This window comes from Dehalococcoidales bacterium, from assembly GCA_041656115.1.
Taxonomy (GTDB): Bacteria; Chloroflexota; Dehalococcoidia; order Dehalococcoidales; family UBA5627; genus UBA5627.
This window is the reverse complement of record JBBAED010000003.1, coordinates 17123-29649: the sequence shown is the minus strand read 5'-3', so window position 1 is coordinate 29649 and position 12527 is coordinate 17123. Positions and strand designations below refer to the sequence as shown.

Annotated in this window: 12 protein-coding genes, 1 tRNA gene, 1 pseudogene and 1 other annotated feature (1 of these 15 cut by a window edge); of the genes and pseudogenes, 2 read left to right on the top strand and 12 right to left on the bottom strand. The window is 44.8% G+C overall.

Going from position 1 to position 12527, the window contains the following annotated elements:
• Positions 1 to 129: a binding site (T-box leader), on the bottom strand (it extends 117 nt beyond the left edge of the window).
• A gap of 63 nt (positions 130 to 192) precedes the next feature.
• The 9 genes and pseudogenes from WC958_02680 to rpsF form a co-directional block, all read right to left on the bottom strand.
• Complete coding sequence (locus tag WC958_02680; GenBank protein MFA5629148.1) at positions 193 to 663, bottom strand: R3H domain-containing nucleic acid-binding protein; 471 nt, start codon at positions 661 to 663, stop codon at positions 193 to 195.
• A gap of 43 nt (positions 664 to 706) precedes the next feature.
• Positions 707 to 1711, bottom strand: coding sequence for a YidC/Oxa1 family membrane protein insertase (locus tag WC958_02675; GenBank protein MFA5629147.1), 1005 nt, complete (start codon positions 1709 to 1711; stop codon positions 707 to 709).
• A 23-nt stretch (positions 1712 to 1734) separates the two neighbouring features.
• Complete coding sequence (locus tag WC958_02670; GenBank protein ID MFA5629146.1) at positions 1735 to 2886, bottom strand: PQQ-binding-like beta-propeller repeat protein; 1152 nt, start codon at positions 2884 to 2886, stop codon at positions 1735 to 1737.
• Between the two features lie 33 nt (positions 2887 to 2919).
• Positions 2920 to 3150, bottom strand: a complete 231-nt coding sequence (gene yidD, locus WC958_02665; protein MFA5629145.1) for a membrane protein insertion efficiency factor YidD — start codon at positions 3148 to 3150, stop codon at positions 2920 to 2922.
• Entirely contained in the window at positions 3122 to 3484 is a 363-nt protein-coding gene (gene rnpA / locus WC958_02660; GenBank protein ID MFA5629144.1) for a ribonuclease P protein component, read from the bottom strand. The genes yidD and rnpA overlap by 29 nt, the downstream gene beginning before the upstream one ends.
• Positions 3485 to 3575: 91 nt before the next feature.
• On the bottom strand, positions 3576 to 3719 hold the full coding sequence (gene rpmH, locus WC958_02655; GenBank protein ID MFA5629143.1) for a 50S ribosomal protein L34: 144 nt from the start codon (positions 3717 to 3719) through the stop codon (positions 3576 to 3578).
• 350 nt (positions 3720 to 4069) lie between these two features.
• Positions 4070 to 4318 (bottom strand): annotated as a pseudogene (rpsR, locus tag WC958_02650) (30S ribosomal protein S18).
• 60 nt (positions 4319 to 4378) lie between these two features.
• Positions 4379 to 4783 (bottom strand): single-stranded DNA-binding protein, encoded by a 405-nt coding sequence (gene ssb, locus WC958_02645; protein ID MFA5629142.1) that lies wholly within the window; start codon positions 4781 to 4783, stop codon positions 4379 to 4381.
• A 41-nt stretch (positions 4784 to 4824) separates the two neighbouring features.
• Positions 4825 to 5181: a 30S ribosomal protein S6 gene (rpsF, locus tag WC958_02640; protein MFA5629141.1), complete on the bottom strand. Its 357-nt coding sequence runs from the start codon at positions 5179 to 5181 to the stop codon at positions 4825 to 4827.
• A 194-nt stretch (positions 5182 to 5375) separates the two neighbouring features.
• Here rpsF and WC958_02635 point away from each other — a divergent pair.
• Positions 5376 to 5452: transfer RNA gene (locus WC958_02635), tRNA-Asp, on the top strand.
• Between the two features lie 49 nt (positions 5453 to 5501).
• On the opposite strand, the gene WC958_02630 is transcribed toward WC958_02635, so the two are convergent.
• On the bottom strand, positions 5502 to 8195 hold the full coding sequence (locus WC958_02630) for an IPT/TIG domain-containing protein (protein ID MFA5629140.1): 2694 nt from the start codon (positions 8193 to 8195) through the stop codon (positions 5502 to 5504).
• A gap of 384 nt (positions 8196 to 8579) precedes the next feature.
• Here WC958_02630 and WC958_02625 point away from each other — a divergent pair, with 384 nt between their 5' ends.
• On the top strand, positions 8580 to 10022 hold the full coding sequence (locus WC958_02625; protein MFA5629139.1) for an alpha/beta hydrolase: 1443 nt from the start codon (positions 8580 to 8582) through the stop codon (positions 10020 to 10022).
• An 18-nt stretch (positions 10023 to 10040) separates the two neighbouring features.
• On the opposite strand, the gene WC958_02620 is transcribed toward WC958_02625, so the two are convergent.
• Both WC958_02620 and WC958_02615 read right to left on the bottom strand, forming a co-directional pair.
• Positions 10041 to 11117, bottom strand: coding sequence for a CBS domain-containing protein (locus WC958_02620; GenBank protein ID MFA5629138.1), 1077 nt, complete (start codon positions 11115 to 11117; stop codon positions 10041 to 10043).
• A 229-nt stretch (positions 11118 to 11346) separates the two neighbouring features.
• Positions 11347 to 12519 carry a cation:proton antiporter gene (locus WC958_02615; GenBank protein MFA5629137.1) on the bottom strand — a complete coding sequence of 391 codons (1173 nt, stop codon included), beginning with the start codon at positions 12517 to 12519 and terminating at the stop codon, positions 11347 to 11349.
• Between the last annotated feature and the right edge of the window lie 8 nt (positions 12520 to 12527).

Genomic DNA, 12527 nt, shown 5'->3' with positions numbered 1-12527 from the left:
CTACCGGGCTTAGTGCCTTTCGGTTGGCAGCTCCGGAGTGATTTTCAATAGAACTTACAGGCCCGCTTACACCGTACCGGGCTCGCTTTCCGCAGGATTCTATTTACTCTTCTCCATCATCGCTTTTTAAAAAATTACCACAATATTTTTATTATTTCAAGGTCGCATCTTTAAAAAGATTACAAACTGTTTTTAGTGCTTGGGAATAACGGAAACCTTGCGGTCTTCACCGTAACCGACACTTTCGGTTAAAACCCCCGGATGATCGATTAAGGCAAGGTGAATAATGCGCCTTTCATAGGGCGGCATCGGTTCCAAAGTAAACGACCTGCCGCTGGCTTCCACCTGCCCGGCAACGCGTTCGGCAAGCTCTCTTAAAACCTCTTTGCGCTTTTGTTTGTATCCGTTAACATCAATCACAACCGAAGGCAGCGCATCCTGGATTTGGTTGGCGGCAATGATTTTAACAATGTATTGTAAACAGGCCAGCGTTTGCCCGCGCCTGCCGATTAGAATTCCTAAATCATCGCCCTCGATGTTATAAACAGTCGGAGAATCTTCGCCTGTTTCGTCAAAAGGGGTATCGCTCTCCAGATATTGAACGGAAGCTTCCACCCCCATTCTCTCCAGAATATTTTCTAAAGTATCTTTAATAATGTCCATAAAACCCTTTTAACGCCTAAACAATAACGCCGGTTACAAACCGCTACTTTCGTTTAGAACGTTTACTTCTACCTCCTCTCGGTTTCTGCTTAGCTCTATCAAAGCTGGTCTTACGACCGGTTGCTTCTTTTGTACGCACTTCGTTTTCAACTACATCGCTTTCTTCTTCTGTCTCCGCTATTTCGGTTTCTTCCGATTTGGAGGCTTGTAACGCCTTAACATTATCTTTTTTAGTGTTTTCAACGGATGCAATTCGCTGTTTTAATTTTTTATCCCTGGAGCTTTCTTTTTTAGCGGGAATCAACCCTTTAAACATTGCAATATATTTGGGAACGTTTAAGGAACCCCAACTCTTTGTAATTTTGTACTGTATTGCAATTGTAATAACGTTGGACATAATCCAATACAATGCCAACCCGCTGGGGAAAGTCATCGAAAGGAAAACAAACATCAGCGGCATCATGATTGTCATCATTTGCGCCTGCGATTTTTGCTGGGGATTGGTTGTCTGAGGCGATGACATCTTCTGAGTTACCCACATCGAACCGCCGACAAGAAGAGCCAGCAGTAAATCGGGCGTTCCCAAGTTGAGCCACAAGAATTGGCTGTTGACCGGCAAGGCCTGGAAAACTATCGGCCAAGAGTAGAGAAATTCCGATAAGTTTAGGAAATTACCCGGAGCAACCGCCAGTACGCGCATGATTGATTGGTACAACGCAATCCATATCGGCATCTGCACCAACATCGGTAAAAGGCACCCTGTCGGGCTTACACCGGACTCTTTGTAAAGCCTCATTTGCTCCTGGGCAAACTTTTGGCTGTCTTTGGCGTATTTCTTTTGCAATTCCGCAAGCTTCGGTTGTAACGCCTGCATTGCTTTGGTGGCATTCATTTGCTTGCGGGTTAGCGGGAACATCAAAGCCCTGATTACAATAGTCAGCAATATAATAGTTAACCCGAAGCTGCCAAATAAGATATCAGATAAACCGATGAGAATATTTATCATCGGGCCAAGTGCGATTACATCCCAAATTGCACCTATATTCAATTTAAACCACCTTGCTTTCTAAGTTAACTGACTTCATAATACCAAACCATAACACCGGAGCCCGCATTGATTGCATAGAGATTTTCATCTCTGATTGTATGAACGTAGACAATACCTTCATCAACATAAAGCGAGGATTGAATTGTCATATCAAGCGACCTAAGTAAAACTTTTGTATTATTACTGATATTAATGGAGTACAAAGCGCCATGCTGAGTAGCCACAAGCACCCACTCGCCGTTAAGGACGGGATTGGATGAAACCGCAGTACCCAGCTCCAAAGCATTCATGAGTTTGCCGTCAGCCGCATCTATAATATAGACAAAGCCGTCCATATTGGGGGCATATATAACGCCGTTAACCAGTAACGGTGTTGCCCAGAACCAATTTTTAGGGGTACGGGAGGCATTACTTGAGGCATTAAATTCCCAAATCAGAGCCCCTGTTTCAGCACTTATTGCATATATCCCCCGGTCAAGCGAAGCGATATAAACAACCCCGTTATCGTAACCCGGCGCTGCGGTAATGGGGCCTTGTGTTTCAAAAGGCTTACTCCATTTCGGCTCGCCGGTATTTTTGTCAATAGCAAAGAGTTTCTTCCCGTAAGAGGCGACAAAGAGGGTATTACCGTTTACGGACGGAGATGCCCATATTGTATCTTTAGTATCGTATTCCCAGACAACAGCTCGAGTTTCGAGGTCCAAAGCGGTAACAACACCGCCGACCGCCGCAAAATAGAGCTTTCCTTCATCAATAAGCAAATCACCGATTATCTGTGCAACGTTTCCTTCAACCGGGTATTTCCACAAAAGATTCCCCGAAGCGGTGGCAAAGGCAAATATCTTGCCGGTGTAGGTTGCCACATAAACAACATCATCATAAACGAGCGGATCGGCATACATTACCGAAGCCGATGCCCCCATTCCGCAACCCAGGGATCCGGAAGGAGCGGTATCTTTTTCAATTTCCCTCTGCCATTTAACCGAACCGTTATCTTTTTGCAAAGCGGTAATCTTCCCTTGCGATGCAACAAAGATAGTGTCGCCGTCAACCACAGAACCGGTCCAACCGTAATTAACGTAAGCGGATGAAGAACAACCGGCGGTAAAGAAGGAAACAAAGAGGACTAAGACAGCCAACGCCGCCTTAAATATTGTACTTTTCTTTTTCTTCATATCAATACTCAAAATCTTTTTCCAATCAGCTAATTATTGGGGCTTCCCGTTTGCTTCCGGAACGGGGTCAAACCCGCCCTCATGCCAGGGATGACAACGGGCAATTCTTTTCATGCCCATCCAGGTACCGCGAAAAACACCGAATCTAACGATAGCCTCGTATGTATATTGCGAACATGTGGGGGAATAGCGACAGCTGGAAGGCAAGACCTTTGATATGGTTAACTGGTAAAACCTAATTAACATCAAAAATGGTTTTTTCATTGTGCTCCGTTATTAAAGCGGCTTGCGATAATAATCTCAAAACCGTCTTTTTTAATTCCTGATACCCTAAATCGGCTATCCCCGCCCGGGTAATAAAAACTATATCAAACCCGGGTTTTAGGTTAACCTGCCTCATTATCTCTCGCAGCAAACGCTTGGTTTTATTCCTGACAACCGCATTGCCTATTTTCTTGCTGACGACATATCCGTATCTGGAATAATCCATTCCGTTCGGCAAAACCTTCGCAACCAGAAATCGGCTGCCCCAAGGCCTGCCTTTGCGATGCACGGAGAGATAATCCGAGGTACAAGTAATACGTTCTTTTTTTGCCATAATCCAAACAACGAGGCAGAATTACATACTTAGAAATGTTACGGTGATAATATCAGTAAGAGATATATGAATGCTGCTTCTTCGGCAGTTTTTAAACAACGGTTAAACGCTTACGACCTCTGAGCCTTCTTGCTCTTAATACAGCTCTTCCGCCCCTGGTACTCATCCGAGCCAAGAAGCCGTGCTCTCTTCTTCTGGGAATCCTTTTCGGTTGGTATGTTCTCTTCGGCACTATAAACTCCTTAATAAATGCATATCCGTCTCGCTTACAGCGACAACCTTAAAAAATTGCCGACGCAAGGGGACAGAATTATTTTTTATATTTTTGTAAGTAACCCTCCGGTTAGGAGTGGGTTATTCCTATTCGGAAACCTCGGTTTCCTCTTCTTTAGGCTCAGCAGTCTCGACAGCTTCTTCCTGAACTGCCTCAACTTCTTCTGCCTTAACCGCTTCTTCTTTTACAGGGGCTTCCTGAGAAACCGCTTCCTTGACTTCTTTGGCGGCCTCCGGTTTAGCCTGTTCGGCTTTAGGCGGAGCAATTCTGATTGAAGCGACATCACCCATTAAGCTGATATGCTCGGGAGCAAAGGGAAGCAGTGCAATATGACGAGCCCTTTTAATAGCAACCGCCAACGCCCTTTGATGCTTGGCGCAAGTACCGGTCCGGCGGCGCGGTTCAATCTTGCCGCGATCGGTAATATAGTTGCTGAGCATTGTATTGTCTTTATAATCGATTTCTTTTATTCTCCCGGTACAGAACGCACAAACCTTTCTGCGTGAAGTAAACTTCCCGCCGCTTCTCCATGAACCGGTTCTTCTCGTGTTGGAAACAATTCGTTTAGCCACTAGTTATATATCCTCTACCCTATAATATTTTTCTGCTTTGTTATGCCGTTAAAACGGTATATCATCAGGTTCAATCTCAACCGTCTCCGGCTCGTCGTCCCTTTCTTCACCCATAGATGAAGATTGTTTATCTAAAAATGTTACCCTGTTGGCAATCACTTCGGTTCTGAAGCGTTTTTGCCCGTCCTGACCTTCCCAGCTGCGGTTATGTAACCTTCCCTCGACATAGACAAGCCTGCCCTTGGCAAGGAACTGATTGCACTGTTCGGCCAGTTTGTTCCAAGTAACTACGGTAAACCAATCGGTCTCTTGTTTGCGTTCCCCTTCGGGTGTGGTATAGATTCGATTTGTAGCAATGCGAAAGGACGTCACCGGATTCCCGCTGGGAGTATAACGCATCTCCGGATCACCACCCACATTCCCTATAATCATAACTTTGTTTAAATTCGCCATTCCGGTAGCTCTCCTTTTTCTCGTCTATCGCATAAATAAAATTAATCTTCGGACTTTATCACCATATGACGTAAAACATGCTCGGTTATACGAAGCCTACCCTCTAAATCGGCGACCTGAGAAGGTTTCATAACGCAGTGAGTCAGAATGTAATAACCTTCTGTGGCATTCTTAATCGGATACGCCAATTTTCTCCTGCCCCATTCTTCCACGCTGGATATCTCTCCGCCGAAATCGGCTATGCTTTGTTTTAAAGCATCGACTTTAGTTTCTATCTTTTCTTCCGCAGAACCGGAATCAAAAATTACAACCAATTCGTAATTTCTTTTTTGTTCCGCATCTCCGGCAACGCTAATTATTTCTTTCTTTTTTCTTTTTGATGTCACTACTCTGGCCACTAACTTAACCCCTCAGAAATTTTATTGCTAATTATAGCATATAAAAAGATTTGCAAACAACGCCGGGCACTTTATACCGATTTTAAATTTATCTCAAATAATATTTCATTCGGAAGAAGCTTGGAGTTTACGATTGATTTGACAGTTTTTAGGATACTTGATAGACTTTGTGATGTCAAAATCTTAGACATTACGGCCCCGTGGTGTAGCGGTCTAACATGCCACCCTGTCACGGTGGAGATCGGGGGTTCAAATCCCCCCGGGGTCGCCATCTCAAGCTCAAACTTTCGCAAGCCTATCTTAATTTCACATGCTTTGGGTTATAACTTGGATGCCCTTTTGCGTCTGATAACATTAAGGATTATTGTTAAAATCACAGCTATTACGGCAATAGCGGACCAAATAGTTATCAGAGCCGCCGTACTCCGTGTTTTTAGCTCGATATTAAACCCCTGCCCAAATATTGTGCTTCCGCCGGGGGTTGTAACGATAATATCCCTCGGACCCAATAATGCATCCGCCTTGATATTGACGTTTACGCGTAACTGGGTGGGGCTGATATTGGCAAAATCGATAATTTCAACCCTATCTCCGAAACTGACCGAGGTTGCACCGGCCAAGTTGCTGCCGTTTACAATAATTGTCATTGAAGTGCTCGGTTCTCCTCTATCCGGGTTGATTGATGTAATTACAGGCAAGGCTTGTTTGATCGTAAACCCTTCCGCAAATACCGAACTGCCGCCGGGAGTGGTAATTGTTACATCGCGTTTACCGGCAGCGGCACCGGTTTCAACGGTAATGCCGACAACTATCTGCTCGGGGGTAACGGCATTAAAGGAATTAACGGCGATTCCGGAACCGAATTGGACCTTACTTGTTCCGTTAAAATTGGCGCCGGTTATTGTTACATTTAATGTTGCCCCCTGATTTGCGCTGCCGATACTCAAACCCGTAATCAGAGGCAGTTCTTGTTTTACCGTAAAGCCGCCGGAAAGGGTAAAACTGCCTCCCGCGGTAATAACGGAAACATCTCTCGGCCCCGTTTCGGCATCGGGGACGATGACAATATTTACCTGTAACTGTGAGGGGCTTATGGTAATAAATTCACTTACCGTAATACCTTCACCAAAAACAACCGATAATGCCCCGTCCAAGTTATTGCCGTTTAAAATTACGGAAACAGTCGAACCGCGGTTACCGTTTGCAGGGCTAACCGATTTAATAAGCGGCGAAGCCTGTTTGACCGTAAAGCAATCCGCAAGGATAAAAGTGCCGCCGGAGGTCCCCACCGCAACATCTCTGAGCCCGACGGCGGCATCGGCGGAAACGGTGATATTTGCCGCTATTTGATGAGAACTGAGAACATTAAAACCGTTAACTGAAATGCCGATACCGAAATAGAGCATATTCGCACCGATAAAGTTATCACCGGTAATTGTCAGGTTTAAAGTTTCCCCCTGGCGCCCCAAATTTGGTTCAACCGTTAAAATTTCCGGCAGTGCCTGTTTAACGGTAAACCCGTTTGACAGCGTATAACTGCCGCCGGGGGTGGTAATTGTTACATCCCTGACCCCGATATCGGTATTGGGTGAAACAGTAATATTAACATTAACGGAATTGTTGTCGTTTACCGTAAAATCATTTATCGAAATACCGGCACCGAACGAGAATGCGGTTGCGTTACTAAAATCGGAACCGCTAAGCAAAACATCCAATGTTTCCCCTTGGCGGGCATTGTTTGGATCAGTGGAATCAATTACGGGCGGGGCCTGCATCACCGTAAACCCGTTTATTAACGTGTAGTTACCGCCCGAAGTGGTAACAGCTACATTTCTGAAACCGCCGGCAGCATCCCGAGCCACGGATATATTTACAATTAATTGATTCGGGCTAAGCTCGGTAAAATTATTAACCGTAACGCCGCTGCCGAAGTCCAGTTTGGTAACGCCCGTTAAGTTGTTGCCCGTAACGGTAACATTTAACGTTTCGCCTTGCTTGCCTTGTCCGGGCTCAACCGAAGTAAGAGACGGAAGGGCCTGTTTTACTTTAAAACCGGCCTCTAACGTATAGCTGCCGTTCGGTGTCGTAACGGTTATATTTCTGGAGCCTAATACAGCCCCCGAGGTAACGGTTAGATTAACGTTGATTATAGTTTTACCGATTAAGGTAAAACTGTTAACCGATATACCGGCACCGAAAGTGATTGCAGTTGTCCCGCCGAAGTTATCCCCCGTGATGGTTACGTTTAATGTTTTTCCTTGCAAAACCTCGTTGGGGGTAACGGATGAAATTACGGGTGGAGCATATTTTAAGATTGTCCCCGAATCCCCGACCGCAACCAGATTATAATAAGAGGATCCCCACAGCGAGCGGAGTTCGGTGATAATATTTCTATCCATCGGGACAAACACTGCCCCGTCGTAGCTTAAAATAACACCCGATTGCCCGACAACAAAAATGTGTGAACTATCGATCCCCCAAATTCCGTTAAGGGTTACCGCGGTACCGCTTGCTACGCCGGACCAGGCGGTACCGTTGTAGCGTAAAACAGTACCTGATTTGCCTACGGCATAGATGTTATCCGCACCGCTGCCCCATATCCCGTACAAATCGGTGCTGACCCCGCTTGTTTCCAAAGACCAACTTGTGCCGTTATAGTGTGTGATAATGCCCGATTTACCGATGGCATAAATGTTATCTGCACCACTGCCCCATATCCCGTATAAATCGGCATTAACTCCGCTTGTTACGGCGGACCAACCGGTGCCGTCGTAATGTGTAATAATGCCTGAATTGCCGACGGCATAGATGTTATTTGCATCGCTGCCCCATATCCCGTGCAAATCGGCGCTAATTCCGTTTGTTTCTAAAGACCAACTTGTGCCGTTGTAGTGTGTAATAACTCCTGATTTACCGACAGCATAAATATTATTTGCACTGCTGCCCCATATCCCGTATAAATCGGAGCTGACACCGCTTGCCTCCGAAGACCAATTTGCGCCGTCATAATGCAAAACGGTCCCTGCTTTACCGACGGCATAAATATTATCCTTACTTGCCCCCCAAACAGCGTTTAAATCCGCCGTAGCGCCGCTATCAGAAAGCGACCAAAAACCAATCCCCGCCGCCGATACCGAAGTACCTACCGGAATAGCGTAAACCGATAAAGCGATTATAATTGCAATGATTTTATGTATCGTTTTTATGGCACACCCCGTATCAGTAAAATAAAACTATTCTGGTATATCCATAATTATACGCAATTTTACCATATTAAACATCCCGGCGTTAGCCCTCCGGTAACTCGAATTACTTGAATTATTGAATATGTCGGTGATATTATGGCTTTAATCGGCGTTACGCTGTATTAATAACCGCAATTTGTTACAAAGGCAGCCATGAAACAACTGATAACGGCACTGATAGTAAGTATAGTCTCGGTTGCAATGTTATCCGGGGTCTCTGCACCGATAACCGTGCAGGCAGCGGAAGATTACGATATTAAAGAGATTAACTTTGTTTTTCTGCACGGCTTTAACAGTAATGCCGGAATGCCTCAACCGCTTGAGGATATGGTCTGGGATAAACTTCCCGAGTATATCGCACGCTACGAGCGCGAAAACCCCAATATTAAAATCAGCGCCGATACATTAAACAGATCTTATGCCAATAAAGTAGATATCGAAACTTGGGCAACCAATGTCGCCAAGGATATAAACAAGCGTTTTTCCGGTAAAAGCAATTTGGTTCTGATTGGGCACAGCATGGGAGGCAAAGCCGCCCTTTATGCCGTAGCCCATAATATCGAAAACATTGCCGAAAAGGTAGCAATGGTTGTAACGGTTAACAGCCCGATTAAAAGCCTCACCGATTATTATTTTATCGGCGGAGATACTAATTTGGGATACGAAGGGGTCCAGCTTTTAATCCCCGATCAAGGAGTGCTTAATTCGTTAGCCCACTACGACAGTTCCGCCGACGGGTTATGGGTCGCCCAAAACAAGCGTTGGCTGGCTTTGGTTTCAGCCGAATCGTATCCGTTAAGCCCTCAGTTTGATTCCGGCGGGGTTGACCTCTTACCCAGGGATATGGACGATAAAATAGTGCCTATTTCATGCCAGTACGCCGACGGTGCGGATGTGATTTATTACGGCGAATACGGCCACAACGACTTTAACACGGAAACGGAATTAGCCGCTAACTTGGCAGACCAAATATTAAAATATGTTTTCGGCGGCGTTATGGATTTTTCGGTTCTCGGCCGAGCCGGTTCTTTTGAGCACAAATCCGCCCTCCTGCCGGGAACGGATTATTGGGATGATGTGGTGGGGGGAATACCGGTTGCCAGCGGCACAATAAGCCACTTTAACGAATCCTACTTCAAATGGCAAAGCTGGGAGGATATTGTCGGAGAAAATGAAATTGAGGGCATTCGGGATATCTTCCAAACAAGCCAAAAGGTTTCTTTTCCGCTCTTTAGCGGTGTTACGGAGGTCGGTTGGGTTAATCTTCAAAACCTTGAAGACGGACGCATACGTATTAAAACCAGAGCCGCTCCCAGAAGCACGGTGCAAGTTTTTTGGAACGTTTACCGACAAGGGTTACTGCCAAGCGGAATTGAACGCAACCATTATGAGGTCGAGATTGAAACGGGAACTCAATCGACAGGCATCAGAGGCGTGTTTTGGGAAACCGGTAACCCCAATGATATTAGGCTGCATATCAGATCACAAGCGCAAAGACCCTTCCATTGGTTTAAAGTGCAGTGGCGAGTTTACTACACCGAAAGCCGTGAAGTTAAACTGATTGACACGCTGCCGCTAAAAGAATTAACAGAATAAATTGTTTTGGTGCAAAATTTACAGCCCGAATCCGGAGCGAATTTTGTAAGCATTCATTAAGGCGCGCATTTTGACAACCCCAACTACTTTTTCACCCTCTACAATCGGCACGTACTCAATGTTTTGTTGATACATATCGTCATATAACTCGTTTGCCGCTTGCTGTCTGAAGGCAGTCCGCATTTGGGAGTAAGGAGTCATAAAATCGATTACCAAAGCATCCGCTTTTCCTTTGCGCAGAGCCTTTTTAATCTGTTTTAGGGTTAAAATCCCTTGCAATCTGTCATTTTCAACAATAAGAACATAATGCAAGCTTTTAATAAGCACAACCTCTCGAATTAAGCGCCGAATCGTATATTGCGCAGGTATAATCGCAAATTCCCTTGTCATGACATCTTCAGCCTCAATCGGCTTTAAAACATCATGAATCCGCATTTGTTTACGCGTAAATCCCGCGGCGATATAAACGGTAAAACCAAACAGGACTATTAGTAGGTCAATCGCCCACTGTCCGGTTATAATCAGAAGCATTACCCCGGCAAAAATTAAAATTAAACCGAAAGCCCACCCTATCACGCTGACAATACGCGTTGCCCGGTAATAATTACGGGTCTTTTTCCATAATAACAAGCGCACGATTTCCCCGCCGTCAAGGGGGTAAATCGGAATAAAATGAGCTATAAAAAATAAGAAGAACATATAAGTAAATGCCTGAGAAGCCCTTGCCAAAACCAAAAGGTCTATATCGACAAAGGTCGCGTAAAGCCCGTAAAATAACGCCGCCAGCAAGAAGTTAAACAGAAATTTTGAAAGATAAAGAAGCGGCGGGTGAATCGAGTAATATTTATCGGCGCTTTCTTTATAAACCCCGCCAAAAAAGAAAAGGGTTATTTTTTTTAATTGCAGTTCCCTGCGGAAGATAACCTTCGCCAACAAGAGTTCCCGCAAAAAGATTATTGCAAAAAAGATTAGTGCGACCACTACCCCAAAAAGTATTCTGGAAAAGAACGAATAGTCCTCGGCGTATTGCAAAGCTACAATCGTTGCAAAAAGCACCCCAAAAGCGCCCCATGTATAATGAATCTTTATACTCAAAACACTAACCCCAACAAGTGGTACATAGAGTGTATCACACGACACCAACGGCTGGAAATAAATAATATCGGTTAATATCTTAAAAGTATAATTTTATAGGTTTAGCTAAGTGATTTGAGTGCCTAGATTGCCCTTAAATCAATAAAGATAATCCCGCGTTGCACACAGCATACTTTGCGGGATTATTTTGTTAAATATGTCCTTTAAAAGAAAAGATTTTTAATGCCGTTTAATGTTTATAGATTCCGTTTCTCATTATCAAAGGTGATATTATTGTTGTTAGCAAACAGACCAAGATTATCGCCGAATAAACGCCCATATCAATCAAGCCTTGATTTAAACCGATTAAACCGATAATCATACCGACTTCGCCGCGGGGCGCCATCCCGACCCCTACGACCAAGGAATCCTTCCAATTCATTCCGTACAGTTTGGCCGGTATCCCGCAGCCGATAAATTTGGTAATCATGGCAACAACCGTGAGTACCAAAATAAACCAAATAATATCCAGGGTGATGTAGTGCGTATCCATTATGACGCCCAGCGAAACAAAGAAAATCGATGAAAATATAATATGCAAATGCTCCGCGCCGTCTTTTAATTTTACACTGTTTTTAAACTTGATCCCCGAGAAAGTCGCCCCCGCTAAAAATGACCCCACAATTGCAGACAGCCCGACCAATTCGGCTGTTAAGGCATATAAAAATGCGGTCATAATCGTAAATATAAAAATGGATTCGGGGTATTTATTCCCCAGTGCCGTATTACTGAGCGTCACTGCCAGCCTGGCAAAAACAAATTTACCGACTATAATTCCAATAGCGATAAATGCAACGGCAACAAAGGAGGTAAGCAAGAGCGTCCCCACCGAAATATTGCCCGAAACAACGCCTTCGGCCATCGAAAGAAACAAGAGCGCCAAAACGTCATCAACAACGGCAATGGCAATAATCGCCTTGGCGGCCTCGGTTTGCAGTTTACCCATTTCGCGCAGGACATTTGCCGTAATAGCGATACTGGTAGCGGTAAGCGCGGTACCGATAAACACCGCCGCTTTAAAATCAAATCCGAAAAGTTCGGCGGTAAAAAACCCGCCGATTGCGGGGATAATCACACCGCACAGACCAATCACCAGATAGCGCACCTTGGCAATTTCTTTTATGTTAAACTCAAGGCCGATGGTAAAAAGTAAAACCACCGCCCCCAGATGCGCCAGTGACGAAACAAAATCGGTATACGTCACAAGCCCCAAAAAACTGGGGCCGACCAAAATACCGGCCAAAATAATTCCGACAACGGCGGATTGGTTAATCCTATAGGCAATTAAATAACCCGCTAAAGCTACAAAAAGCAATAACGGCATTTGAAAATCGGGGCTTAAGAGAATTGATTCGCTAAACAATTATTTCA